Source organism: Acrocarpospora phusangensis, assembly GCF_016862995.1.
Taxonomy (GTDB): domain Bacteria; phylum Actinomycetota; class Actinomycetes; order Streptosporangiales; family Streptosporangiaceae; genus Acrocarpospora; species Acrocarpospora phusangensis.
The window spans coordinates 77,725-102,682 of sequence record NZ_BOOA01000004.1 but is presented as its reverse complement, the minus strand read 5'-3'; the positions used below and the strand labels follow the sequence as shown (position 1 = coordinate 102,682).

The window sequence follows — 24,958 nt, the reverse complement described above, 5'->3', positions numbered from 1 at the left end:
TCTCGTGGGCGTGGAATTCACCCAGCGATCCGCCAAACTCTTCGCCCGCGCCAAGGAACTCGTCCCGGGCGGGGTGAACTCCCCGGTCCGCGCGTTCGGCGCGGTGGGCGGCACTCCCCGGTTCATGGCGTCGGGGCAGGGGCCGTACCTGACCGATGTGGACGGCAACCGGTATGTGGACCTGGTCTGCTCGTGGGGGCCGATGATCCTCGGGCATCGGCATCCGGCCGTGGTGGCCGCCGTCTCCGACGCGCTCGCCCAGGGCCTGTCCTTCGGCACGGCCACCGAGGGCGAGGTGCTGCTGGCCGAGGAGATCGTCAACCGGATGAGCCCGGCGGTGGAGAAGGTCCGCCTGGTCAGCTCCGGCACCGAGGCCACCATGAGCGCCGTACGGCTCGCGCGTGGCTTCACCGGCCGATCCAAGGTCATCAAGTTCGCCGGCTGCTACCACGGCCACGTGGACGCGCTGCTGGCCGCGGCCGGTTCGGGCGTGGTCACCTTCGGCCTGCCGGACACCCCGGGTGTGACGGGCGCGTCGGCGGCGGACACGATCGTGCTGCCGTACAACGACGTGCGGGCGGTGGAGGAGGCGTTCGCCGCCGCCGAGATCGCCTGCGTGATCACCGAGGCCTGCCCGGCCAACATGGGCGTGGTGCCGCCGCTGGACGGCTTCAACCGGCGGCTGCGCGAGCTGTGCACCCTCAACGGCGCGCTGCTCATCGTGGACGAGGTGCTGACCGGCTTCCGGGTCAGCGCCTCCGGCTGGTACGGCCTGGACCCGGTGGCCGCCGACCTGATGACCTTCGGCAAGGTGATGGGCGGCGGTCTCCCGGCGGCGGCCTTCGGCGGCCGGGCCGAGGTGATGGCGCTGCTCGCCCCGGAGGGCCCGGTCTACCAGGCGGGCACGCTCTCGGGGAATCCGCTGGCGTGCGCCGCCGGTCTGGCCACGCTGGCCGCGTGCGACGCCGGGGTGTACGACCGGATCGACGCCGCCGCGCTGGCGGTGGGGGAGGCGGCCTCGGGCGCGCTGGCCGCCGCGGGGGTTCCGCATCGGCTCCAGCGCGCCGGCAACCTCTTCTCGATCTTCTTCACCGATGGGCCGGTGACGGACTTCGACTCGGCGAAGACCCAGAACACGGCGGCCTACACGGCGTTCTTCCATTCGATGCTGGATCAGGGCGTCTACCTGCCCCCGTCCGCGTACGAGGCGTGGTTCCTGTCCGCCTCGCACGACGACGACGCGCTGACCCGGATCGTCGAGGCTCTCCCCGCGGCTGCCGTGGCCGCGGCTCAAGCGGGCTGACTGATTCAGGTGGTTCGCGCCGGCCTCTTGGCGCGGGACTGGCGGGCCTGACGGGCCAGGTTCTCCAGGTAGGAGACCTCAGCGTGACGGGCGCTCTTCGTGAAGATGTTGTTTAGGATTCTCATGCCTTCATTTTCCAGCGCTTAACAGTTGAGCACAAGCGAGATTTTCTTAGGTGCATGGTTTAGACTGGCTACATGTTGGACTTGCACCGGTTGAAGGCCCTGCACGCGGTCGCGACCTACGGCTCGGTGGGCGCGGCGGCGGAGGCGCTGATGGTCACCCCGTCCGCCATCTCCCAGCAGCTGGCCAAGCTGGAACGGGAGACCGGCGCCGTGCTGGTCGAGCGGAACGGGCGCGGCGTGAAGCTGACCGACGCCGCCGGCCTGCTGGCCGAGCACGCCGAGAAGATCCTCGCGCTGGTGGAGGTCGCCGAGGCGGACTTCGAGGCGCTGCGCGGCGCGGTCGTCGGCAAGCTGTCCATGGCGGCCTTCCCGACCGCCGCGCGCGGCATCATGCCGGGCGCGCTGACCCTGCTCAAGGAGCGCCACCCGGACCTCGACCTGCTCGTCTACGAGCGCGAGCCGGAGCGGCAGGTGCGCGAGGTCACCCGGGGCGAGATCGACCTGGCCGTGGTGCAGGACTGGGTCAACCGGCCGATGGCCATCCCGGAGGGCCTGTCCCGGGCCACCCTGCTGGAGGACGTGGCCGACGTGGCGGTCCCGGCCGACCACCCGCTGGCCGACCAGCGCGAGGTGTCCCTGGCCGACCTGCCCGGCGACCAGTGGATCATCTCCTCGCCGGGGACGGTCTGCCACGACTTCCTGAACTTCCTGATCCGGTCGGCGGAGAAGGAGCCCAAGGTCATCTGCTTCGCGGACGAGTACCCGAGCCAGCTGGCCATGGTCGCCGCCGGGCACGGCTACGCGCTCATCCCGCGCCTGGGCCGGGGCCCGGTGCCGGAGGGCGTACGGCTGGTGCCGATCCGTCCCCGCCCGATCCGCCGCGTCTACGGGCTCTGGCGGACCGACGCGGCCCGGCGCCCGGCCATCCGCGCGGCCGTCGAGGCCCTGCGCGCGGCCTGCGCCCCGCTGACCCTGGAGCCGGGCGCGGCGGCTCTGAGCGCCTCCGTTTAACGCATAGGCTGGGCGCCACCATGACTGAGACCACCGTTGTTCATCTGCTGCGCCATGGCGAGGTGTACAACCCCGCGGGCGTCCTCTACGGCAGACTGCCGGGATACCACCTGTCGGACAACGGCCGCGCGATGGCCGAGATGGTGGCCAAGTCGATCGCCGGCAGGGACATCACGGAGATCTGGAGCTCGCCGATGGAGCGCGCCCAGGAGACGGCCGCGCCGTGCGCCGAGGCCCTGGGCGGGATCGAGGTGACCCTGGACGAGCGGCTGCAGGAGGCCACCAACGTCTTCGAGGGCAAGAAGTTCGCGGGCTGGGTCTTCCGGGACCCGCGCAACTTCTGGCACATCCGGGATCCGCGCCGGCCGTCCTGGGGCGAGGCGTACGTGGACGTGGTGGCCCGGATGAAGTCGGTCATCGACTCGGCCCGCGCGGCCGTGCGGGGCCACGAGGTGCTGCTGGTCAGTCACCAGATGCCGATCTGGATCATCCGGCTGGCGGCGGAGAACCGCAGGCTCTGGCACGACCCGCGCCGCCGCCAGTGCGCCCTGGCCAGCCTGACCAGCTTCACGTTCGAGGGCGAGCGGCTGGTCACGGTGGGCTACACCGAGCCGGCGGCGGTGCTCCTGAAGGGCAACCCGCTGCCCGGTTCGTGAGCGGCGTACGGCTCAACCCCGTTCCGGGGGCGGTGGTGTGACGCAGTAGAGTGACGTTGCTCTACTGGACGTAGTACTAGGAGATCGTTCTCCGATGCCTGCCAAGCCCCTCGTCATCGCGCTCGCCGCCGTCGTGCTGGCGGGCTGCGCGGGCACGCAGAGTTCCGGGCAGCCCGAATCGGGGGATACGCGATTCATCCCTGGCGACGGGAAGATCCAGATATTTCCGGCGGGGGAGCGGAAGGCCGCGCCCGCGGTCGAAGGGCAGTCCCTGGACGGGGCCACCGCCGGGCTGGCCAAGGACAAGGTCGTCGTCCTCAACTTCTGGGCGTCCTGGTGCGCGCCCTGCCGGGCCGAGGGACCGATCCTGAAGGACGTCGCCGCCCGGACCAAGGCGTCGGGCGTGGAGTTCCTCGGGGTCAACTTCAAGGACCAGAAGACGGCCGCGCTCGCCTACGACCGGGCCATGGAGCCGGGCTACCCGAGCATCCACGACCAGCAGGGGCAGGTGCTGCTCGGTTTCCAGGGCACCGTGCCGCCGGCCGCCATCCCGTCCACGCTGATCATCGACAGGCACGGGAAGATCGCCGCGCGGGCGCTGGGCGGGGTCAAGTACCAGGCGCTCCTCGACGCCGTCACGAAGGTGAGCAGTGAACCTCGCTGAGACGGTGGCCTCGGGCTCGCTGCTGGTCGCGATGCCGATCGCGCTGCTGGCGGGCCTGGTCTCGTTCCTCTCGCCGTGCGTGCTGCCGCTGGTGCCGGGCTATCTGTCGTACGTGACGGGCATGAGCGCCGACCCGCGCCGGCGCACGCTGGTGCTGGGCACCGGCCTGTTCGTGCTCGGGTTCGCGCTGGTCTTCGTGCTCGGCGGCGCCCTCTTCGGCGGCCTCGGCGCGGCCATGCTCGGCAACGCCGAGATCATCACCAAGGTGCTGGGCGCGCTCACCATCGTGCTCGGGCTCGCCTTCCTCGGGCTCATCCCCGGGCTCCAGCGCGACTTCCGCATCCACAAGCTGCCCGCCGCCGGCCTGGCGGGCGCCCCGCTGCTCGGCATCGTCTTCGGCCTCGGCTGGACCCCGTGCATCGGCCCCACCCTGGCGGTCGTGCTCACCCTCTCCGTCGACCAGGGCAGCGCCGCCCGCGGCGCCCTCCTGGCTTTCGGGTACGCCCTGGGCCTCGGCCTGCCGTTCATCCTGGCCGGACTCGCCTACCGCAGGGCCCTGCACACGTTCCGGGCGGTCCGCCGCCACTCCCAACTGATCACCCGGGTGGGCGGCGGGATGCTGGTGGCCGTCGGGCTGCTGCTCGTCACCGGCCTGTGGGGTGAGCTCATCGCCGGCCTGCAGGGCTGGGTGGGCGGATTCGAGCCGGTGATCTGATGACCGTGACCGACCAGCAGGACCAGAAGGCCGCGCCCAAGCCGGTGGGGCTCGGGGTGGTGGGCTGGCTGCGCTGGGGCTGGCGCACGCTCACCTCGATGCGTACCGCGCTCATCCTGCTGTTCCTGTTCGCGCTGGCCTCCGTGCCCGGCTCGGTCTTCCCGCAGCGCGCCGTGGACCCCGGCCAGGTGGCCCGCTACTTCGCCGACGACCGGGTCAAGGCCGAGTGGCTGGACCGGTTCTGGCTCTTCGACGTCTTCCGCTCGCCCTGGTTCGCGGCCATCTACCTGCTGCTGTTCCTGTCGCTGATCGGCTGCGTGCTGCCGCGTACGCTCGCCCACCTCAAAGAGATCCGCCGCAGGCCCCCGGCGGCCCCGCGCAACCTGCTCCGGCTGCCGCACCACGCCGAGTTCGCCGCCGATCTCGACGTCGCGGGCGCGGCGGCCGCGCTCAGGAAGCGCCGGTTCCGGGTCGACACCGGCCCCGACTGGGTGGCCGCCGAGAAGGGCCACCTGCGCGAGACCGGCAACCTGGTCTTCCACGTCTCCCTGCTGGTCCTGCTCCTCGCCGTCGGCGCCGGCAGCCTGTACGGCTACAAGGGCAACGTCCTGGTGGTCGAAGGCGACGGCTTCGCCAACACCGTGGCCGCCTACGACCGCTACTCGCCCGGCGCCTCCGTCAACGCCGAGTCGCTGGAGCCGTTCTCGTTCCGGCTCACCGACTTCCAGGCCACCTACATCGGGCCGGGCCACGAGAAGGTCGGCCAGCCGCTCACCTACTCCGCCAAGCTCAGCGTCCTGGACGCCCCCGGCGCCCCGGAGCGTACGGTCGATCTGCGGGTCAACGAGCCGCTGGACGTCAACGGCACGCTGACCTACCTGATCGGCCACGGCTACGCGCCCGTCTTCCGGGTGACCGACGGGAAGGGGCAGGTCGCGTACGAGGGCCCGGTGCCGTGCCTGACCAGCAACACCTCGACGTACGAGTCCGAGTGCGTGATCAAGGTGCCGGACGCGCGGCCGCAGCAGCTGGCCTTCCTGGGCCGGTTCCTGCCGTCCACGCTGCCGGTCGGCGAGGAGTGGATCTCGGTCTTCCCGGGGGCCGCCAACCCGACCGTGCAGATCTGGCCGTTCTCCGGCGACCTCGGCCTGGACTCCGGCGTGCCGCAGTCGGTCTACGACCTGGGCGCGCACAAGAACCTCAAACCGCTTGGCACGATGACCGAGCAGCCGCGCCCGCTGGCCGTGGGCCAGTCCCTCGACCTGCCGGACGGCGCCGGGAAGATCGAGTTCACTGGGGTCAAGGAGTGGATCTCGCTCCAGACCACGTACGATCCGGGGCGCATGCCCGCGCTGCTGGCCTCGATCGCCGCCGTCATCGGCCTGGTGCTGTCGCTGACCGTCCGCCGCCGCCGCGTCTGGGTGCGGATGAAGGACGGACAGGTCACGGTGGGAGGATTGTCCCGCACCGAGGGGTCGAACTTCACCGACGAGTTCGCCGAGATCGTCGCCTCGCTCAACCCCCGTTCAGGAGTCCCGGATGACCGCTGACACTCTGGCCACGCTGAGCGACCAGCTCATCCTGGCCACCATCCTGCTCTACCTGGCCGCCATGGTCGGGTACGCCCTCGAACTCGCGTACGCCACCCGGCCGGTCCAGGTCAGGGAACTGGTGGCCAGCGACGGAACCACGGTCACCCAGGAGACCACGGCCACCGAGCCGGTCGCCTGGGCCGTACGCGCCGGGCGGTACGCGGTCGGGCTGAGCTGGATCGGCTGGGCCGCCAACCTGACGGCCACGCTGACCCGGGGCCTCGCGGTCGAACGCTGGCCGTGGGGCAACATGTACGAGTTCGTGGTGGCGATGATCCTCGCCGCGGTGACCGTGTACCTGTTCATGCAGCTGCGCTACCCGGTCCGGTTCCTGGGCGCGTTCGTGAGCGTGATCGCCGCGGTCGGGCTCGGGTTCAGCGTCCGGGTGCTGTACACGCAGGCGGGGCCGGTGGTGCCGGCGCTGGACTCGTACTGGGTGGCCATCCACGTGACCGCGGCCATCGCGGCCAGCGGCCTGTTCACGGTGGGCGGGGTCGCCGCCGTGCTCTACCTGGTCCGCCGGGAGGGCCCGTCCCGGCTGCCCGCCCTCGCCGACCTGGAGCGGGTCGCGCACCGGGTGATCGTGATCGGCTTCCCGATCTGGACGTTCGCCGTCATCTCCGGCGCCCTCTGGGCCGACAAGGCCTGGGGCCGCTACTGGAACTGGGACCCCAAGGAGGTCTGGGCGTTCATCACGTGGGTGGCGTACGCGGCCTACCTGCACGCGCGGGCCACGGCCGGCTGGAAGGGCAAGGCCGCCCTCATCGTCTCCCTGGTGGCGTTCGGCTGCCTGCTGTTCAACCTGGTGGGCGTGAACATCTTCTTCGGCGGCCTGCACTCCTACGCCGACGTGAAGTAGCCCGGTCGGCTCAGTCCTCGTCCCGCAGGCGGCGCTCCAGGTTCCGCAGGAACTCCGGGTCGTCGTCGGGCCCGCGCGGCCCCGGCGGCGGCGCCTCCTCGGCCTCCTCCTCCGGCACGCCCGCCGCCATGGCCGTCATCGGCGGCCGTCCCGCCAGCAGCCACAGCAGCCCTCCGATGGCCGGCACGGCCGCGATGAGCACCCACATGCCCTTCGGCAGCCCCCGGATGAGCTCGGCCGGGGTCGTGATCACGTCGAAGAGGCAGTAGAGCCAGAAGGCCAGCAACGCCAGACCGACAATCACGTTAGCCATGTCCACACGGTAGACGATGCGGTCTGATCAACGGGGTTTCATCGCGATAGCCGTACATCATTGGGGATGACTGCGGCAGAACGGCATCGTACGGTAGTGCGGGTACAAGCACCTTCCCGACACAGAGAGAGGTGCGATGGCGCAGCAGGGCGATAGAGGCCGCCACCGGCGAGGGACCCGGTGGTGGCAGCGGGGCCAGGTGGGGGCCACCTACGCGTCGCCTTACCGTGGGGTTGAGACCGCTGAGAAGCATCCCGAGAAGCACCCCGAGACGCACCCGGAGATGCACGTCGAGCGCAGGATGGCCGTGACCGCCCCCGTGGTGGACCGGCCGCAGTACACCTGGCGCGACTTCGAACTGGACGATCTGCCGGCCAGGGCCGCGCCGCATCGTCCCGACCGGCCGGACACGAGGGATGGGAGGCGGCACTGCGGGGCGCTGGAACGTGTCCTGTACCGCCAGTGGGACGCGCAGGACGGGCCGCCGTCACCGGACGCCGTACGGGCCGTGGACAGCCTGGCCCGGCTGCCGGACCGGCTCAAGGAGCTGCTCGCCACCGGGCTCGACGGGATCTACGTCGGGCGGGGCGGGGTCCCGGACCTGGACGACATGGGGTACTTACGCGGTGCCCCGCTGCCGTCGGGCCGCGCGACCTGGGACATCTGCGCGGGCGCGTACGGCGACCGCAAGATCGTCGTAGGAGATCGGCCATCTCCGACACCTGATGTGATGATGCACGAAGTCGGGCATGCGCTGGACGACGTGGACGCGCTTCCGGGAGAGTGGGTTTCGGACTCACCGGAGTTCGCCGCACTCTACGAGGAATGCCGTCCGTTACTCGCGTCGGCGTTCCACAAGCAGCCGGGCACGCTCGGCCGGAAGGAGTTCTTCGCCGACGCCTTCGCGGCCATCGCGTCGCGGCAGCGTCCAGCCCTGGTGGACATGCTCGGCGGGAACACCCGGACCGCACTCAACGTCATGCTCTTCTTCAACAGACGCTACGGAATCTAGGTGGTCTGACAATGTTCGTGATCCGGCTCGCTGACGGGACACTGCGGGTGCCGCAGTCGTTGACCAGCGATGACGGGCGCCTGATCGGCAACGCGTACGTCGAGATCGCGCCAGGCGAGCCGGACTACGACCAGTGGCTCCCGGAGTCCATCACCGAGGAGGAGGAAGCCTCCCGGCGGCGTCGCTGGCAAGAGGAAAACGACGCGCTGGAGCAGGAGTTCCTGGCGTACAAGTCCGAGCTTGAGTGAAACCCGTGACGGGGTGTGACCCTGGGCCGAGGGGTGACCGGTCGGGGTCGGCGAGTGGAGGTGTCCTGGGGGTGGTGGAGAGATCCACTGCTGCGTAACTGTTCGTGTAAATAACCCGGTGACCCTGCGCCTCCGGGGGTCGCAGGATCACCAACAGCTGGTCATTTTTCACATGCTGGTGATGCTCGTGGTGCAGTGGTGCGTCAGACTCGCGGGGAGTCGCCGTTAGGCCGGTCGGCCGTCAGGACTTCCTCTCCGCGCAGGAGGGCGTGTACTTCCGACTCGCGGAATCGCCGATGCCCTCCGGGGGTACGGATGCTGCTGATTCGCCCCGCCGCGGCCCAGCGTGTCACGGTCTTCGGGTCGACCCGGAAGAGGGCGGCAACCTCTCCAGGGGTCAGCAGTCGCTCGCTGCTACTCTCCACAATCTCTCCCCCTCGCATCCCGCGTCCTGCAGCGGGCGGACAGGTAACCAGTGTGCCGAGCGAAGCCTGATTTATCCGTGGTTTTCAGAGAAGATCACGGGTTGTTACCGGCTCAGTGCCCGATTGTTATATGATAGAGCCTCTTTGGGGCGCTCATGGGTGTTTCTTTACGAAAGCGCCGTGATGGGAACCCTAGCAGTGCTCGCGACGGATGCGAAGAGAGTCCGCGATACGTGAGAGTGACGTAACCTCGACGCTGTGCGCGCGGTTATCGTTTACACCCTCTCCCGCCTGGGCTTGTTCGCCGTTGCCTTGGGCGTGCTCTATCTGCTCGGCCTACGCACTTACGCGCTGCTGGCCGTGGCGTTCTTGGTCAGCGGGCTGGCCAGTTACGTTCTGCTGTCAAAGCAACGTGACGAGGTCAGTACGCGGATCAGTGAGCGACGCCGGCTGCCCGAGGGCTAGGGCATCGGGAACATTCCGATGCGGGCATGGTACTCACGTCCGAGCCGCGTCGTGTCGCTTCCCACCAAAAGACCTTTCTTTACCGGGAGAAACGCTTTCACCCCGATTCCCCGAGCCCGAGTCGGATTCCAGTCGAGCGCCTTCCCGGTGATCGGATGGATGGCGCCGATGCCTTCCCTGGGCACGGCGCCCTTACCCGCGGTGTCAGACCCGTACGGGTTGTCCAGCCAGCGCTGATGCCCGCCGACATAGACGGCCGCGCCGGTGACGGCCACGGAATACAGCGAGTCGCCGCCGGTGTGATTCACCCAGGTCGGACGAATCTTGTTCCCTTTCGCGTACGTTTCGAAGCGCGCCGCGGTGTCGCACAGCTTGCGCGTACGCGGAGCCGGTCCGCCGGTGGTGACGACCACGAAATAGGAGCCGTCCGGGGAGAGATCCAATCCACGGACATAGGACGGGAAGACCGCCAGGCACTCCGCGGCGTACGCGTCGGTGTGCCAGTCGGCCACCTTGCCGGTGGTCAGATCGATCACGCCGAGTTGCGGCCGGGGGAGGCCGTCGAGGGTGGTGAAGGAGCCGTCCAGGACCAGGCGGTCGCGGCTGACGGCCATGGACGTGACTTTTGTCTCACCTGTGGCGCCGCCGCCGGGGGTCACGGTGAACGCGGGGTCCACCGCGCCAGTACGTGCGTCCAGCCGGGCGAGGGCGGTTCTGGTGGCGCGGGCGATCTGGGTGAAGGCGCCGCCGACGTAGAGGTGGCGGCCGCGCCGCACCAGGCTGGAGACCTCGCCGCCGTAGCTGGCGGCGGTGAAGGAGCGCACGGGGGAGCCGTCGCGCAGGTGCAGCCGGACCAGGCCGCGGGTGAAGGCGCCGCCGGCGTAGACGGTCCCGTCGGGGCCGGCCGCGAGGGCGAAGACCGGGCCGTCCGTCCGGGGCCGGAATCCGGTGTCGATCCGGCCGGTGACCAGGTCGAAGGCGAACAGGTTCTGCCGCGTCAGCTCGGTCCGGCCGCCGGCGTTCCTGACCGTGCTGAACTGGCCGCCGACCACCACCGTCCGCCCGACCAGGGCCAGGGCGTTGACGATCCCGTCCAGCACGTGCGGGGTGTGGCTCACGGGGTTGGCCGACACCACCCGGGACTGCCGGACGCCGGCCTGGGCCGGCCCGGCCGGGACGGCCATCGCCGCCGAAAGGAATGTCGCGATCAAATTTCTGGCACGCATTCCCCAAGTCCTAGCACACGCAATGTAATGGTCGTTTCACGTTCCGCTACTTCCCCGGGCTCGGGGGGCTGATCCGGAGGAATATGCTCGTGCCATGACGCGCGCATCCCTCGACAAGCAGCCGCACGAGGTCGCGGCCATGTTCGATCGCACCGCACGCCGCTACGACCTGGTCAACGACGTGCTGTCGATGGGCCAGGACCGGCTGTGGCGCAGGGCCACCGCACGCGCCGTGGACGCGGGCCCCGGCGAGCTGGTGCTGGACCTGGCGGCCGGCACCGGGACCTCCACCGACGCGTTCACCACGCTCGGCGCGCGCGCCATCGCCTGCGACTTCTCGCTCGGCATGCTCCGCACGGGCGTCGCCAAGCACGGCGGCTCCGGCCTGTCGGGCGGCGGGCTCACCTTCGTGGCCGGCGACGCGCTGCGGCTGCCGTTCGCGGACGGCGTCTTCGACGCGGTCACGATCTCCTTCGGCCTCCGTAACGTGGCCGACACGGACCAGGCGCTGACCGAACTGCTGCGCGTGACCCGCCCCGGCGGGCGCCTGGTGATCTGCGAGTTCTCCCGCCCGACCGTGAAGACCTTCGACGTGATCTACACGCAGTACCTGATGCGCCTGCTCCCGCAGGTGGCCCGCGCGGTCAGCTCCAACCCCGACTCCTACGAGTACCTGGCGGAGTCCATCCGCGACTGGTACGACCAGGCCGAGTTGGCGCAGGTCATCCAGACCGCAGGCTGGCGCCGCGTGGCCTGGCGCAACCTCAGCCTCGGCATCGTGGCCCTACACCGCGCCGTGAAAGCCGCCTGAAATACCCCCGCCGAAAGCCGGTTGCGGCTTGCCGTGCCCTATATCAATCCGATCTGACTCGGCAACCTCCGCGCCATAAGTCGTATGTTCCGGCTTGGCCGCGCCGGTGTCTGGACTGAGGAACGCAGGGTCGCGAAGCGGCCCGGAGTGACGAGGGAAGACACCGGCTAAAGAGCGGCCAAGCCCGCCGATCCGAAGGATCGGCAATTGACGCTGCAATTCCCGGGGGGAACATATTCGGGATGCGCAAGGGTACCGGTTTCGGCCTTGAAAGCCAGGTTAAGCTGGGATATTTACCCGTATTATGGGTGGGTTTGCTGGAGGGAGATGGTCGGTGGCGCCGGAACTCAGCCCGACTGTCTGTCGGCGTAGGCTCGCCGTGGAACTGCGCCGGTTACGCGAGGCGGTGGGGCTCAGCGGCGTGCAGGTCGCCGACCAGCTCAAGTGGTCGACGTCCAAGATCAGCCGACTGGAGAACGGGCAGATCCTGCCGCGCGAGCGTGACGTGCGCACGCTGCTCACGCACTACCGGATCGGCTCCTCCACGAGCCAGTTCCTGCTGGGCCTGGCCGCCAGGGCCGAGAGCAAGGGCTGGTGGGACGCCTACGCGGACACGCTGCCCGAGTCGTACGTGACGTACGTCGGCCTGGAGAGCGCCGCCGAGGAGATGCTGACCTGGCAGTCCCGCGGCATCCCCGGCCTGCTCCAGACCGTCGAGTACGCCCGCGCGCTGAACAGCACCGAGACCTTCACGCGGCTCTCGCCCGGCGAGGTCGAGCGGCGCACCCAGGTCAGGGTCCGCCGCCAGGCGCTCGTCTCCGAGCAGCGGCTGCGGGTCAGCGCGGTGGTGGACGAGTCGGCCCTGCTGCGCCGCTTCGGCTCCGAGCAGGTCATGCGCGACCAGCTCAGGCACCTGTACGCGCTGGCCGAACTGCCCAACGTCTCGGTCCGCGTGCTGGCCCTGGACGGCCCGCACCCGATCGACTCCGACAGCTTCGTCATCCTGAAGTTCCCCGAGGTCAACGGGTTCGGACCGCTCTACGACGACGTGGTCTACCTGGAGAACGTGGCCGGCGGCATGTTCCAGGAGGACGAGGCCACCACGTACCGGTTCCGGCTGCTGCTCGACCATCTCAGGGACGCCTCCCTGAGCGAGGCGGAGTCCATGGCGCTCATCGCCTCTCGCGCTGAGTTGTAGGCACTTGTGCCAGTAGTGCGCTGTAAGGGTGCTTTGTAAAGCCGTGCCGTATTTCTGCGCCCAAGAACCCGGGTATACCCAACCAGGTTTCCGGGCAAAGGATGCGGCAATGGCGGCTGCCAGTGGCAAGCGGATCGATTGGCGTAGGAGCACCTTCAGCGGTGTGAACGGGGAATGCGTGGAGGTCGCGGTCGTCGGCGACACGGTCGCGGTCCGCGATTCCAAGCACCCCTCCCGCACGCCCCTGATCTTCACGCCCGGCGAGTGGACGGCATTCCTCGGCGGGGTACGCGCCGGTGAATTTGACCTGGCGAATTGGGAACGCTCCGAGCAGGATTACCAGGAGTGACTGACAGAACCCCCTGAAATGGGGGATCATGGGTATCCCGTCGTACCAACCGACGCCCCTGTCCCTCGGGTCACGGGCGTCTTCATAATTGGAGAACGTTCATGCCGTCGCCGCATGACTGGGTCAAGAGCAGCTTCAGCAGTGTCAGCGGTGAATGTGTGGAGGTGCGCATGGGCGACCGCGTCGGCATGCGCGATTCAAAGAATCCCACCGCCGTGGTCCTGGACTTCCCCCGCGAGGTGTGGGCGGACTTCATCGCCGCGATCAAGACGGATACCGTCTGACGTCACGCCCTCGGCGTGGTGACATGGCCGCCGGTTCGGTCCGGAAAACCGTGGCGGCTACACTGGTTACCGGCTAGTAGCCACCTACCCCCTGACAAAGCGGCAACGTGACGCACTAGACTGCCGCCGACAAGTTTGTGAAGAGGTTCACAAAGGCACGAAGGCCCTAACCGTCCCGGCTTTCGTCCTAGGACAGGACAGGTCCCCCGTGAGCGAGTCAGACCCCGCGACACAGCGGGTGGCGGCGGACGCCGACGTCATCGTCGTCGGCGCCGGCCCCGCCGGGTCGACGACTGCGTACTATCTGGCGCAGTCCGGCCTGTCTGTCCTGTTGCTGGAGAAGACCAGGTTCCCGCGCGAGAAGGTGTGCGGGGACGGGCTCACCCCGCGCGCGGTCAAGGAACTGCTGGCCATGGGCGTCGACGTCGGCGCTCCCGGCTGGGTCAGGAACAAGGGCCTGCGGGTGGTCGGCGGCGGCCGCAGCTTCGAGCTGGACTGGCCCGAGCTGCAGAGCTACCCCGACTTCGGCCTGGTCAGGACCCGCCACGACTTCGACCAGATCCTGGCCGACCACGCCGTCAAGGCGGGCGCGACCCTGCTGGAGGGCGTCAACGTCGCCGGTCCGGTGCTGGACGAGCGCAGCGGCTACCTGACCGGCGTGCGCACCCAGGACGGCGAGGTGTACCGGTCCCGGGTGGTGGTGGCCGCCGACGGCAACTCCACCCGGCTGTCCCTGGCCATGGGCCTGCACAAGCGCGAGGACCGGCCGATGGGCGTGGCCGTCAGGACGTACTACACGAGCCCGCGCCACGACGACGACTTCCTGGAGATCTGGCTCGAACTCTGGGACGGCGACCGGCTGCTGCCCGGCTACGGCTGGATCTTCGGAGTCGGCGACGGCACCGCCAACGTCGGCCTCGGGCTGCTCAACACAAGTGAATCTTTCAAGAACATCGACTACCGCGACCTGGTTCGCCGCTGGGTCCGGCACATGCCCGCGGAGTGGGGTTTCACCGAGGAGAACCGCACCACGCCGATCCGCGGCGCGGCCCTGCCGATGGCCTTCAACCGGCAGCCGCACTACACCCGCGGCCTGGTCCTGGTGGGCGACTCCGGCGGCATGATCAACCCCTTCAACGGCGAGGGCATCGCGTACGCGATGGAGAGCGGCAGGATGGCCGCCGACACCATCGTGACGGCGCTGAGCAGGCCCACCGCCGCCGAGCGGGAGCGCACCCTGCGCGCCTACCCGGCGATACTCAAAGACGCGTACGGCGGATACTTCAACCTCGGGCGGGTGTTCGTCGAGGCGATCGGGAAGCCGGGCGTGATGGGTTTCATCACCCGCCACACCCTGCCGCACCCGGTCCTGATGAGGTTCGCCATGAAGTTACTCGCGAACCTGACCGACCCCCGGCGCGGCGACGCGTCGGACCGGATCATCAACGCCCTGTCCAAAGTCACTCCGCCGGCATGACTATCGTGAAACTGAAACTGATGATCTCTATCACCGAGAGGACGCCTTAGCGATGGAGCTCTACGCGCCCATCCTGGTGCTCGCGGTCCTCGCGGCGGGATTCGCCGTCTTCTCCGTGAGCATCGCCCCCTTCACCGGGCCCAAGCGGTGGAACCGCGCCAAGCTGGACGCCTACGAGTGCGGCATCGAGCCCACTCCGCAGCCGGTCGGCGGCGGTCGGTTCCCGCTCAAGTACATGATCACCGCGATGCTCTTCATCGTCTTCGACATTGAGATCATCTTCCTCTATCCGTGGGCGGTGGCCTTCGACCAGCTCGGCGTCTTCGGGCTGATCGAGATGGTGCTGTTCATCGTCACCGTGCTCGTGGCGTACGCCTACGTGTGGCGCCGCCGCGGCCTGGACTGGGACTAGATAGCCATGGGTCTTGAAGAGAAACTCCCCAGCGGATTCGCGCTGACCACGGTCGAGCAGGTGGCCGGATGGGCGCGGAAGAGCTCCGTGTGGCCGGCGACCTTCGGCCTGGCCTGCTGCGCCATCGAGCTGATGTCGACCGGCGGCCCGACCCACGACCTGGCCAGGTTCGGCATGGAGCGCGCCTCGGCCTCGCCGCGCCAGGCCGACCTGATGATCGTGGCCGGCCGGCTGTCCCAGAAGATGGCCCCCGTGCTGCGCCAGATCTACGACCAGATGGCCGAGCCCAAGTGGGTCATCTCGATGGGCGTCTGCGCGTCCACCGGCGGCATGTTCAACAACTACGCCATCGTGCAGGGCGTGGACCACGTGGTCCCCGTCGACATCTACCTGCCGGGCTGCCCGCCGCGGCCGGAGATGCTCATCGACGCCATCGTCAAGCTGCACGACAAGATCCAGAACATGAAGTTCGGCGCGCACCGCGAGAAGCAGGTCCAGGAGCTCGAACTCCAGGCGCTGCGCTCGCTGCCGCTGATCGACCAGGGGGTGCAGCGATGAGCGAGAACCTGCCCGAGGTACCCCAGGAACCGGTGGCCCGCACCGGCATGTTCGGCGTCTCCGGCTCCGGCGACACCTCCGGCTACGGCGGCCTGGTCGTCCGCCGCGCCCCGCAGCTGTCCACCCCCCGCCCGTACGGCGGTTACTTCGACGAGCTCGTGGACGCCCTCCCGGAGGGCACCGCGGAGCGGGTCGTGGTGGACCGCGGCGAGCTCACCCTGCACGTGGCCAGGGAGCGCCTGGTGGAGACCATGCAGCGCCTGCGCGACGACCCGGCGCTGCGGTTCGAGCTGTCGCTCGGGGTCTCCGGGGTGCACTACCTTGAGGAGACCGGCGCCGAGCTCCGGGCGGTCTACCACCTGGTCTCGCTCACCTTCAACCGCCGGGTCAGGATCGAGGTGTCCGCGCCGGACACCGACCGGCACATCCCGTCCACGGTCTCGGTCTACCCGACGCACGACTGGCACGAGCGCGAGACCTACGACTTCTTCGGCATCATCTTCGACGGGCACCCCGCGCTGACCCGCATCGAGATGCCCGACGACTGGGACGGCCACCCCCAGCGCAAGGACTACCCGCTCGGCGGCATCCCGGTCGAGTACCGCGGCGCGGAGATCCCCGCGCCCGACCAGAGGAGGTCGTACGCGTGACAACGCATGCCACAGAGGCGGCCGAGGGCAAGGTCTACGACGTCGCCGGTCAGGACTGGGACCAGCTCGTGGACACCGTCCTGGAGTCCGACGAGGAGCGGCTGGTCATCAACATGGGCCCGCAGCACCCGTCCACGCACGGCGTGCTCCGCCTGGTCCTGACGCTGGACGGTGAGACGGTCACCGAGGCCCGTACGGTCATCGGCTACCTGCACACCGGCATCGAGAAGAACATGGAGTTCAGGACCTGGACCCAGGGCGTGACGTTCGTCACGCGCATGGACTACCTGTCCCCGATCTTCAACGAGACCGCGTACTGCCTGGCCGTGGAGAAGCTGCTCGGCATCACCGACCGGATCCCGGCCAGGGCCGAGGTCATCCGCGTGATGATGATGGAGCTCACCCGGATCTCCTCGCACATGGTCGCCATCGGCACCTTCGGCATGGAGCTCGGCGCGACCACGCCGTTCCTGTTCGGCGCGCGCGAGCGCGAGATGGTGCTGGACGTGATGGAGTACATCACCGGCCTGCGCATGAACATGGCCTACGTCCGGCCCGGCGGGGTCAGCGTGGACCTGCCCGCCGGGGCGCTGGACAAGGTCGGCGAGCTGCTCAAGGTGATGCCGCAGCGCATCAAGGACATGCGCAAGCTGCTCGACGCCAACCCGGTCTACCTGCGCCGCACCAAGGACGTGGCCTACCTGGACCTGACCGGCTGCATGGCGCTGGGCATCACCGGTCCGGTGGTCCGGGCCGCCGGTCTGCCGTGGGACCTGCGCAAGTCGCAGCCGTACTGCGGGTACGAGACCTACGACTTCGAGGTGCCCACCGAGCAGTCCTGCGACGTGTACGGCCGCTACCTGGTCAGGGTCGCCGAGATGGAGGAGTCCCTCAAGATCGTCGAGCAGTGCCTGGAGCGCCTGTCCGGGCCGCTCAAGTCCGGCCCGGTGATGATCGAGGACAAGAAGATCGGCTGGCCCTCGCAGCTCGCGCTCGGCCCCGACGGCCTCGGCAACTCGCCGAACCACATCGCGCACATCATGAGCAGCTCGATGGAGGCCCTGATCCACCACTTCAAGCTGGTGACCGAGGGCTTCCGGGTGCCGGCCGGCCAGGTCTACGCCAGCGTCGAGTCGCCCCGCGGCGAGCTCGGCGCGCACGTGGTCAGCGACGGCGGCACCCGCCCCTACCGCGTGCACTTCCGCGACCCGTCCTTCACCAACCTGCAGGCCGTCCCCGCCATGTGCGAAGGCGGAATGATCGCCGACGTGATCTCGGCGGTCGCCTCGATCGACCCCGTTATGGGAGGTGTGGACCGGTGACCTACTCGCCAGAGGTCCGCGAGCGTCTGGAGACGGACGCCAAGGAGATCATCGGCCGCTACCCCAAGACGCGGTCGGCGCTGCTGCCCCTGCTCCACCTGGTGCAGTCCGAGGACGGGTACGTCTCCGACGACGGCCACGAGTTCTGCGCGGAGATCCTCGGCCTGTCCAAGGCCGAGGTGGTCGGCGTCTCGACCTTCTACACCATGTACAAGCGCAAGCCGGCCGGCGAGTACCACGTCGGCGTCTGCATCAACACGCTCTGCGCGGTCATGGGCGGCGACCAGATCTGGTCGGAGCTCACCGAGCACGTGGGCGTCGGCGCCGACGAGACCACGGCCGACGGCAAGGTCTCGCTGGAGCGCATCGAGTGCAACGCGGCCTGCGACTTCGCGCCGGTGATGATGGTCAACTGGGAGTTCTTCGACAACCAGACGCCCGAGTCGGCCAAGCAGCTGGTGGACGACCTGCGCGACGGCAGGGCTGTCTCGCCGACCCGCGGCCCCAAGAAGCTGTGCTCGTTCAAGGACGCCTCGCGCATCCTCGCCGGCCTCCCCGACGACCTCGCGGGTGACGGCCCGGCCGCCTCCGGCCCGTCGCTGGAGGGCCTGCGGATCGCCAAGGCCAACGGCTGGGAGGCTCCCAAGTGACCACGCTCACCCCCATCCTGACCAAGAACTGGGATCTGCCCAACTCCTTCACCCTGGAGGGGTACGGCGACTACTCGGCGGCCAAGAAGGCGCTGGGCATGGAGCCGGACGCGATCATCCAGGCGGTCAAGGACTCCGGCCTGCGCGGCCGCGGCGGCGCGGGCTTCCCCACCGGCATGAAGTGGGGCTTCATCCCGCAGGGTGACGGCAAGCCGCACTACCTCGTGGTCAACGCCGACGAGTCCGAGCCGGGGACCTGCAAGGACATCCCGCTCATGATGGCCAACCCGCACGCGCTGGTCGAGGGCATCATCATCACCGCGTACGCGATCCGGGCCAACCACGCGTTCATCTACGTGCGCGGCGAGGTCGTGCACGTGGTCCGGCGGCTGCACGCGGCGGTGCGGGAGGCGTACGAGAAGGGCTACCTGGGCAACGGGATCATGGGGTCCGGGTTCGACCTGGAGCTCGTGGTGCACTCCGGGGCGGGGGCGTACATCTGCGGCGAGGAGACCGCGCTGCTGGACTCGCTCGAAGGGTTCCGCGGCCAGCCCCGCCTCAAGCCGCCGTTCCCCGCGGTGGCCGGCCTGTACGCGGCCCCGACGGTCATCAACAACGTGGAGTCCATCGCCTCGGTGCCGTCCATCGTCGCCAACGGCGCGGACTGGTTCGCCGGCATGGGCACCGAGAAGTCCAAGGGCTTCGGCATCTTCTCGCTGAGCGGCCACGTGACCAGGCCCGGCCAGTACGAGGCTCCGCTCGGCATCACGCTGCGGGAGCTGCTCGACATGGCGGGCGGCATCCGCGAGGGCCACCAGCTGAAGTTCTGGACCCCGGGCGGCTCCTCCACGCCGATCTTCACCGAGGAGCACCTGGACGTGCCGCTCGACTTCGAGTCGGTCGGCGCGAAGGGCTCCATGCTCGGCACCCGGGCGCTGCAGATCTTCGACGAGACGACCTGCGTGCTGCGGGCCACGCTGCGCTGGACCGAGTTCTACGCGCACGAGTCCTGCGGCAAGTGCACGCCCTGCCGGGAGGGCACCTACTGGCTGAAGCAGGTGCTCAAGCGGCTGGAGGCCGGCCAGGGCGGCGAAGAGGACATCGCCACCATCACCGACATCGCGGACAACATCCTCGGGCGTTCGTTCTGCGCGCTCGGCGACGGCGCGACCAGCCCGATCTACTCGTCGGTCAAGTACTTCCGCGACGAATACCTGAAGCACTTCGAGATCGGCGGCTGTCCGTTCGATCCCGCACTGTCCACTGTGTGGGGGCCCAAGTGACCATTCAAGCAACACAGCCCGACGTGGCGGCCGTGGACATGGTGACCCTCACCATCGACGGCTTCCAGATCAGCGTGCCCAAGGGCACGATGATCATCCGGGCGGCCGAGCTGCTGGGGATCCAGATCCCCCGGTTCTGCGACCACCCGCTGCTCGACCCGGCGGCCAACTGCCGCCAGTGCCTGGTGGACATCCCCGACGCCGGCAACGGCCGGGGCTTCCCGAAGCCGCAGCCCTCCTGCGCCATCGAGGTGGCCGAGGGCATGGTCGTGCAGAGCCAGCTCACCTCGCCCGTGGCCGAGAAGGCGCAGCGCGGCGTGATGGAGATGCTGCTGCTCAACCACCCGCTGGACTGCCCGGTCTGCGACAAGGGCGGCGAGTGCCCGCTGCAGAACCAGGCCATGTCCAACGGGCAGGGCGAGTCCCGGTTCCAGGAGCAGAAGCGCACGTTCCCCAAGCCGATCCCGCTCTCCACCGAGGTGCTGCTGGACCGCGAGCGCTGCGTGCAGTGCGCGCGCTGCCTGCGCTTCTCCGACCAGATCGCCGGTGACCCGTTCATCGAGTTCTTCGAGCGCGGCGCCAAGGAGCAGGTCGCGGTCGCCGAGGGCGAGCCGTTCCAGTCCTACTTCTCCGGCAACACCATCCAGATCTGCCCGGTGGGCGCGCTCACCGGCGCCGCCTACCGGTTCCAGTCGCGGCCCTTCGACCTGGTCTCCACGCCCAGCGCGTGCGAGCACTGCGCCTCCGGCTGCTCGCTGCGCACCGACCACCGCCGCGGCAAGGTCACCCGCCGCCTGGCCGGGGACGACCCGCAGGTCAACGAGGAGTGGAACTGCGACAAGGGCCGGTGGGCGTTCGCCTACGCCACCCAGCCCGACCGGCTGCGCTCCCCGCTGGTCCGCAACGAGGAGGGCGTGCTCGTGCCGGCCTCCTGGCCGGAGGCCCTGGCCGTGGCCGCCGCCGGTCTGGCCGGTCGCCGCGCGGGCGTGCTGGTCGGCGGCCGGGTCACGGTCGAGGACGCGTACGCCTACAGCAAGTTCGCCCGGGTCGCGCTCGGCACCAACGACATCGACTTCCGGGCCAGGCAGCACTCCGCCGAGGAGGCCGAGTTCCTGGCCCACGCGGTCGCCGGCAAGGGCATCGAGATCTCCTACGCCGACCTGGAGAGCGCGCCCGCCGTGCTGCTCGCCGGGTTCGAGCCGGAGGAGGAGTCGCCGATCGTCTTCCTGCGGCTCCGCAAGGCGTACCAGAAGAAGGGGCTGCGCGTGTACGCGCTGGCCCCCTTCGCCACGCCCGGCCTGGCCAAGATGGGCGGCACCCTGATCAGGACCGTCCCGGGCGAAGAGGCCGAGGTGATCGGCGAGCTGACCAACAGCGGCGGCACGATCCCCGAGGGCGCGATCATCCTGGTGGGCGAGCGGCTCGCCGGCACCCGGGGCGCGCTGTCGGCGCTGCTCCGGCTGGCCCGCTCGACCAGCGCCAGGGTCGCCTGGGTGCCCCGCCGGGCGGGTGAGCGCGGCGCGCTCGAAGCCGGCGCGCTGCCCAACCTGCTGCCCATCGGCCGTCCGGTCGCCGACGCCAACGCGCGGGCCGAGGTCGCCCGCGCCTGGAACGTCTCCGCGCTGCCCGAGACCCCCGGCCGGGACACCGCGGGCATCCTGCGCGCGGCCCTGGACGAGGAGCTGGACGCGCTGGTCGTCGCGGGCGTCGACCCCTACGACCTGCTCGACCCCGAGCTCGCCCTGCGGGCCCTGGAGAACACCCCGTTCATCGTCAGCCTGGAGATCCGGGCCAGCGCCGTCACCGACCGCGCCGACGTGGTGCTGCCGGTGTCCGCGGTCGCCGAGAAGGCCGGCACGTTCGTGGACTGGGAGGGGCGCGGGCGCTCCTTCGAGGCCGCCACGCCGGTGCCCGGCGGCATGAGCGACCTGCGCGCGATCGTCGCGCTGGCCGACCACATGGACGTGCACCTGGCCCTGCCCGACGTCGCGGCGGTCCGCCGCGAGCTGGGCGGGCTCGGCGGCTGGAAGGGCTCCCGCCAGGCCGCGCCGATCGTCACCGGCGGCGCCGGCAAGGTCGCGCAGGCCGGGCAGGCCGTCCTGGCCACCTGGCGGCTGCTGCTCGACGACGGCAGGCTGCAGGACGGCGAGCCGTACCTGGCGGGCACCGCCCGCGAGGCGGTCGCGCTGCTGTCCGCCGCCACCGCGGACGAAGTGGGCGCCGTCGACAAGGTCACGGTCAACGGGGTGACGCTGCCGCTGCGCGTCGCCGACCTGCCGGACCGGGTGGTCTGGGTGCCCGCGAACTCGGGCGGCGTCTCGGCCACCCGCGACCTGCGGGCCGCGGCCGGCGACCTCGTCACCATCGTCGGCGTCACCGCCATCGGCCCTGAGGAGCGGCCATGACCTTCCTTGCCAGCCCAGTGACGAACCCGGGGCCGACCAGTCCCGGGCCCACCCTGGCGGACTTCGGCCATGATCCGCTCTGGATCAGCATCATCAAGGCCGTCTTCATCTTCGTCTTCCTGATGCTCGGCGTGCTGATGGGCGTGTGGACGGAGCGCAAGCTCATCTCGCGCATGCAGCACCGCTACGGCCCCAACCGGGCGGGCAAGTTCGGCCTGCTCCAGACCGTCGCCGACGGCCTGAAGATGGGGTTGAAGGAAGACCTGATGCCCCGCAAGGTCGACAAGCTGCTCTACTTCCTGGCCCCGGTGATCATCGCGGTGCCGGCCTTCCTGGCCTTCTCCGTCATGCCGTTCGGCCCGGTCGTGTCCATGTTCGGGGTCAAGACCCCGCTCCAGCTGACCGACCTGCCGGTGGCCGTGCTGCTCATCCTGGCGATGGCCTCGATCGGCGTGTACGGCATCGTGCTGGCCGGGTGGGCGTCGCGCTCGCCGTACGCGATCCTGGGCGGGCTGCGGTCCAGCGCGCAGGTGGTCTCGTACGAGATCGCGATGGGCCTGTCCTTCGTGGCGGTCTTCCTCTACGCGGGCACCCTGTCCACTTCGGAGATCGTCGCCAAGCAGGCCGACGGCGGCACCTTCAACCTGGGCGGCACGGAGATCCCGCTGCCCTCCTGGTACGCGGTGCTGCTGATCCCGTCCTTCCTGATCTACGTGCTGACCATGCTGGGCGAGACCAACCGGGTCCCGTTCGACCTGCCGGAAGGCGAGGGCGAGCTGGTCGGCGGCTTCCACACCGAGTACTCCTCGTCGCTGAAGTTCGCCATGTTCATGCTCGCCGAGTACGTGAACGTGTTCGTCGTCTCCGGCGTCGCGACCACGCTCTTCCTGGGCGGCTGGCGGGCCCCCTGGCCGATCTCGCTGTGGGACGGCGCCAACGTCGGCTGGTGGCCGATGCTCTGGTTCTTCGCCAAGCTGGTGCTGCTGTTCTGCTTCTTCGTCTGGGTGCGCGCCTCGCTGCCCCGGGTCCGCTACGACCAGCTGATGCACTTCGGCTGGAAGGTCCTCATCCCGCTGAACCTGGCCTGGATCCTCATGGTCGCCAGCTTCCGCGCGCTGCGGGTGGACAACAGCCCGCTGGTCATCGTGCTCATGGCGATCGTCGTGGTCGGCGCGCTGGCCGTGTACTTCCGGTTCGACACCGTGCTCCAGCGCCGCCGTGAGCAGCGGGCCGCCCAGGTCGAGGAGGAGTTCGACGAGCTCCGCGACCGGCCCTCCGCCGGCGGGTTCCCGGTGCCGGCCCTGGATCTTCCGCACTACCACGGGGCTACTACCCGCAAGGAGGTCCCCAGTGCCTAAGTTCGAATGGCTGAACCCGGTCAAGGGATTCGGCGTCACCTTCCATCACATCTTCAAGAAGCCGATCACGGTCAACTACCCGGAGGAGAAGCGCCCCACGGCGCCCCGCTTCCACGGGCGGCACCAGCTCAACCGCTGGCCGGACGGTCTGGAGAAGTGCGTCGGCTGCGAGCTGTGCGCCTGGGCGTGCCCGGCGGACGCGATCTTCGTGGAGGGCGCCGACAACACCGACGAGGAACGCTACTCGCCGGGGGAGCGGTACGGCCGGACCTACCAGATCAACTACCTGCGGTGCATCCTGTGCGGCCTGTGCATCGAGGCGTGCCCGACCCGGGCGCTCACGATGACCAACGAGTACGAGCTGGCCGACAGCACGCGCGAGTCGCTCATCTACACCAAGGAGATGCTGCTCGCCCCGCTGACGGCCGGCATGGAGCAGCCGCCGCATCAGATGCGCCTCGGGGAGACCGAAGAGGACTACTACCGGTTGGGACGCGACAATGGGTGAGACGGTCACGTTCTGGGTGCTGGCGGTGGTGTCCGTCGCCGCCGCGCTCGGGCTCGTCTTCAGCCGCAAGGCGGTCTACTCCGCGCTGATGCTCGGCGTGGTGATGCTCTCGCTGGCGGTGCTCTACGCGGTGCAGGACGCGCCGTTCCTGGCGGCGGTGCAGATCATCGTCTACACCGGCGCGGTCATGATGCTCTTCCTGTTCGTGCTGATGCTGGTCGGCGTGGACTCCTCGGACTCGCTGGTGGAGACCCTGCGCGGCCAGCGCTTCTGGGCGTTCGTGGCCGGGCTCGGCTTCGCGGCCCTGCTGGCGCTGGGCTTCGGCAACGTCGCCTTCACGGCGGCCACGGGCATGGGCGCGATCAACGAGACCGGCAACGTGCCCAGCCTGGCCCAGGCCATCTTCACCCGGTACGTCTTCGCGTTCGAAGTCACCTCGGCGCTGCTGATCACGGCCGCGCTGGGGGCGATGGTGCTCGCGCACCGGGAGCGCGCCGAGGCCAAAACGACCCAGAAGGACCTGTCCAGGGCCCGGTTCAAGGCGTTCGCCGAGACCGGCGCCAACCCGGCTCCGCTGCCCGGGCCCGGCACGTACGCCCGGCACAACGCCGTGGACATGCCCGCGCTGCTCCCCGACGGGTCCGTCTCGAAGCTCTCGGTCAACCGCCACCTGGCGCGGCACACCGAGACCGAGGCCCCCGAGGCCCCCGTCGCTGAGATCACGGAAGGGGAGACCTCCAAGTGACCACCCATTACCTGATCCTCAGCGCGCTGCTGTTCGCGATCGGCGGCATCGGCGTGCTGGTGCGGCGCAACGCCATCGTGGTCTTCATGTGCGTGGAGCTCATGCTGAACGCCTGCAACCTGGCGTTCGTCGCCTTCGCTCGGCAGCACGGGAACATCGAGGGCCAGGTCATCGCCTTCTTCGTGATGATCGTGGCCGCGGCCGAGGTCGTCGTGGGGCTGGCCATCATCGTGACCATCTTCCGAACCCGCAGGTCCGCGTCCGTCGACGACGCCAGCCTGCTGAAGTACTAAGAGGTGACCGTGGAACCCGCTGAGATCCTCTCGAACCCGGG

Annotated in this window: 29 protein-coding genes; 26 read left to right on the top strand and 3 right to left on the bottom strand. The window is 69.4% G+C overall.

Annotated features, from left to right (window positions below; translation table 11 throughout):
• Nucleotides 1–10 precede the first annotated feature (10 nt).
• The 7 genes from hemL (at nt 11) to ccsB (ending at nt 6,925) form a co-directional block, all read left to right on the top strand.
• A complete protein-coding gene (gene hemL / locus Aph01nite_RS03665; protein WP_204039279.1) occupies nt 11–1,303 on the top strand; it encodes a glutamate-1-semialdehyde 2,1-aminomutase in 1,293 nt (430 codons plus the stop codon).
• Nucleotides 1,304–1,500: 197 nt separating this feature from the next.
• Nucleotides 1,501–2,439, top strand: a complete 939-nt coding sequence (locus Aph01nite_RS03660; protein ID WP_204039278.1) for a LysR family transcriptional regulator — start codon at nt 1,501–1,503, stop codon at nt 2,437–2,439.
• A 20-nt stretch (nt 2,440–2,459) separates the two neighbouring features.
• Nucleotides 2,460–3,095 (top strand): histidine phosphatase family protein, encoded by a 636-nt coding sequence (locus Aph01nite_RS03655; protein ID WP_204039277.1) that lies wholly within the window; start codon nt 2,460–2,462, stop codon nt 3,093–3,095.
• A 94-nt stretch (nt 3,096–3,189) separates the two neighbouring features.
• Nucleotides 3,190–3,759 (top strand): TlpA family protein disulfide reductase, encoded by a 570-nt coding sequence (locus tag Aph01nite_RS03650; RefSeq protein ID WP_204039276.1) that lies wholly within the window; start codon nt 3,190–3,192, stop codon nt 3,757–3,759.
• Nucleotides 3,760–3,790: 31 nt separating this feature from the next.
• Nucleotides 3,791–4,474, top strand: coding sequence for a cytochrome c biogenesis CcdA family protein (locus Aph01nite_RS03645; protein WP_204039364.1), 684 nt, complete (start codon nt 3,791–3,793; stop codon nt 4,472–4,474).
• Nucleotides 4,474–6,024, top strand: coding sequence for a cytochrome c biogenesis protein ResB (gene resB / locus Aph01nite_RS03640; protein ID WP_204039275.1), 1,551 nt, complete (start codon nt 4,474–4,476; stop codon nt 6,022–6,024). The genes Aph01nite_RS03645 and resB overlap by 1 nt, the downstream gene beginning before the upstream one ends.
• Complete coding sequence (gene ccsB / locus Aph01nite_RS03635; RefSeq protein WP_204039274.1) at nt 6,014–6,925, top strand: c-type cytochrome biogenesis protein CcsB; 912 nt, start codon at nt 6,014–6,016, stop codon at nt 6,923–6,925. Before resB ends, ccsB begins: the two co-directional genes overlap by 11 nt.
• Nucleotides 6,926–6,935: 10 nt before the next feature.
• Here ccsB and Aph01nite_RS03630 read toward each other — a convergent pair whose 3' ends face one another.
• Nucleotides 6,936–7,238: a PLDc N-terminal domain-containing protein gene (locus tag Aph01nite_RS03630; protein ID WP_204039273.1), complete on the bottom strand. Its 303-nt coding sequence runs from the start codon at nt 7,236–7,238 to the stop codon at nt 6,936–6,938.
• A gap of 301 nt (nt 7,239–7,539) precedes the next feature.
• Here Aph01nite_RS03630 and Aph01nite_RS03625 point away from each other — a divergent pair, with 301 nt between their 5' ends.
• Both Aph01nite_RS03625 and Aph01nite_RS03620 read left to right on the top strand, forming a co-directional pair.
• On the top strand, nt 7,540–8,250 hold the full coding sequence (locus Aph01nite_RS03625) for a hypothetical protein (RefSeq protein WP_239161387.1): 711 nt from the start codon (nt 7,540–7,542) through the stop codon (nt 8,248–8,250).
• A gap of 11 nt (nt 8,251–8,261) precedes the next feature.
• Nucleotides 8,262–8,498 carry a hypothetical protein gene (locus Aph01nite_RS03620; RefSeq protein ID WP_155350354.1) on the top strand — a complete coding sequence of 79 codons (237 nt, stop codon included), beginning with the start codon at nt 8,262–8,264 and terminating at the stop codon, nt 8,496–8,498.
• 203 nt (nt 8,499–8,701) lie between these two features.
• On the opposite strand, the gene Aph01nite_RS03615 is transcribed toward Aph01nite_RS03620, so the two are convergent.
• On the bottom strand, nt 8,702–8,941 hold the full coding sequence (locus Aph01nite_RS03615; RefSeq protein WP_155338405.1) for a BldC family transcriptional regulator: 240 nt from the start codon (nt 8,939–8,941) through the stop codon (nt 8,702–8,704).
• A gap of 240 nt (nt 8,942–9,181) precedes the next feature.
• On the opposite strand from Aph01nite_RS03615, the gene Aph01nite_RS03610 reads away from it, so the two are divergent.
• A complete protein-coding gene (locus Aph01nite_RS03610; protein ID WP_204039271.1) occupies nt 9,182–9,388 on the top strand; it encodes a DUF4229 domain-containing protein in 207 nt (68 codons plus the stop codon).
• Here the strand turns inward: Aph01nite_RS03610 and Aph01nite_RS03605 are convergent.
• Nucleotides 9,385–10,614, bottom strand: a complete 1,230-nt coding sequence (locus Aph01nite_RS03605) for a WD40 repeat domain-containing protein (protein ID WP_239161371.1) — start codon at nt 10,612–10,614, stop codon at nt 9,385–9,387. The two genes, Aph01nite_RS03610 and Aph01nite_RS03605, sit on opposite strands and share 4 nt — an antisense overlap.
• Before the next feature lie 94 nt (nt 10,615–10,708).
• Here Aph01nite_RS03605 and Aph01nite_RS03600 point away from each other — a divergent pair, with 94 nt between their 5' ends.
• The 16 genes from Aph01nite_RS03600 to nuoK all read left to right on the top strand — a co-directional run bounded on the left by Aph01nite_RS03600 (nt 10,709) and on the right by nuoK (nt 24,917).
• On the top strand, nt 10,709–11,425 hold the full coding sequence (locus Aph01nite_RS03600) for a demethylmenaquinone methyltransferase (RefSeq protein ID WP_204039270.1): 717 nt from the start codon (nt 10,709–10,711) through the stop codon (nt 11,423–11,425).
• 334 nt (nt 11,426–11,759) lie between these two features.
• The gene (locus tag Aph01nite_RS03595) at nt 11,760–12,623 is read left to right on the top strand and encodes a helix-turn-helix domain-containing protein (protein ID WP_204039269.1); all 864 of its coding nucleotides are present in this window, start codon (nt 11,760–11,762) and stop codon (nt 12,621–12,623) included.
• A 109-nt stretch (nt 12,624–12,732) separates the two neighbouring features.
• Complete coding sequence (locus tag Aph01nite_RS03590; RefSeq protein WP_204039268.1) at nt 12,733–12,972, top strand: DUF397 domain-containing protein; 240 nt, start codon at nt 12,733–12,735, stop codon at nt 12,970–12,972.
• Between the two features lie 101 nt (nt 12,973–13,073).
• A complete protein-coding gene (locus tag Aph01nite_RS03585; protein WP_204039267.1) occupies nt 13,074–13,256 on the top strand; it encodes a DUF397 domain-containing protein in 183 nt (60 codons plus the stop codon).
• A 208-nt stretch (nt 13,257–13,464) separates the two neighbouring features.
• Nucleotides 13,465–14,733, top strand: a complete 1,269-nt coding sequence (locus Aph01nite_RS03580; protein WP_204039266.1) for a geranylgeranyl reductase family protein — start codon at nt 13,465–13,467, stop codon at nt 14,731–14,733.
• Nucleotides 14,734–14,785: 52 nt separating this feature from the next.
• Complete coding sequence (locus tag Aph01nite_RS03575; protein ID WP_204039265.1) at nt 14,786–15,145, top strand: NADH-quinone oxidoreductase subunit A; 360 nt, start codon at nt 14,786–14,788, stop codon at nt 15,143–15,145.
• A 6-nt stretch (nt 15,146–15,151) separates the two neighbouring features.
• Nucleotides 15,152–15,703 (top strand): NuoB/complex I 20 kDa subunit family protein, encoded by a 552-nt coding sequence (locus Aph01nite_RS03570; RefSeq protein WP_204039264.1) that lies wholly within the window; start codon nt 15,152–15,154, stop codon nt 15,701–15,703.
• Entirely contained in the window at nt 15,700–16,353 is a 654-nt protein-coding gene (locus Aph01nite_RS03565) for an NADH-quinone oxidoreductase subunit C (RefSeq protein WP_204039263.1), read from the top strand. The genes Aph01nite_RS03570 and Aph01nite_RS03565 overlap by 4 nt, the downstream gene beginning before the upstream one ends.
• Nucleotides 16,350–17,675: an NADH-quinone oxidoreductase subunit D gene (locus Aph01nite_RS03560; protein WP_204039262.1), complete on the top strand. Its 1,326-nt coding sequence runs from the start codon at nt 16,350–16,352 to the stop codon at nt 17,673–17,675. The genes Aph01nite_RS03565 and Aph01nite_RS03560 overlap by 4 nt, the downstream gene beginning before the upstream one ends.
• A complete protein-coding gene (gene nuoE / locus Aph01nite_RS03555) occupies nt 17,672–18,325 on the top strand; it encodes an NADH-quinone oxidoreductase subunit NuoE (RefSeq protein ID WP_204039261.1) in 654 nt (217 codons plus the stop codon). Before Aph01nite_RS03560 ends, nuoE begins: the two co-directional genes overlap by 4 nt.
• On the top strand, nt 18,322–19,608 hold the full coding sequence (gene nuoF, locus Aph01nite_RS03550) for an NADH-quinone oxidoreductase subunit NuoF (protein ID WP_204039260.1): 1,287 nt from the start codon (nt 18,322–18,324) through the stop codon (nt 19,606–19,608). The genes nuoE and nuoF overlap by 4 nt, the downstream gene beginning before the upstream one ends.
• A gap of 38 nt (nt 19,609–19,646) precedes the next feature.
• Entirely contained in the window at nt 19,647–22,013 is a 2,367-nt protein-coding gene (locus Aph01nite_RS03545) for an NADH-quinone oxidoreductase subunit G (protein WP_239161386.1), read from the top strand.
• Nucleotides 22,010–23,371 carry an NADH-quinone oxidoreductase subunit NuoH gene (nuoH, locus tag Aph01nite_RS03540; protein WP_204039258.1) on the top strand — a complete coding sequence of 454 codons (1,362 nt, stop codon included), beginning with the start codon at nt 22,010–22,012 and terminating at the stop codon, nt 23,369–23,371. Before Aph01nite_RS03545 ends, nuoH begins: the two co-directional genes overlap by 4 nt.
• Nucleotides 23,364–23,879: an NADH-quinone oxidoreductase subunit NuoI gene (gene nuoI, locus Aph01nite_RS03535; RefSeq protein WP_204039257.1), complete on the top strand. Its 516-nt coding sequence runs from the start codon at nt 23,364–23,366 to the stop codon at nt 23,877–23,879. Before nuoH ends, nuoI begins: the two co-directional genes overlap by 8 nt.
• Nucleotides 23,872–24,624, top strand: a complete 753-nt coding sequence (locus Aph01nite_RS03530; protein WP_204039256.1) for an NADH-quinone oxidoreductase subunit J — start codon at nt 23,872–23,874, stop codon at nt 24,622–24,624. The genes nuoI and Aph01nite_RS03530 overlap by 8 nt, the downstream gene beginning before the upstream one ends.
• Complete coding sequence (gene nuoK, locus Aph01nite_RS03525) at nt 24,621–24,917, top strand: NADH-quinone oxidoreductase subunit NuoK (RefSeq protein ID WP_204039255.1); 297 nt, start codon at nt 24,621–24,623, stop codon at nt 24,915–24,917. Before Aph01nite_RS03530 ends, nuoK begins: the two co-directional genes overlap by 4 nt.
• Nucleotides 24,918–24,958: the final 41 nt, after the last annotated feature.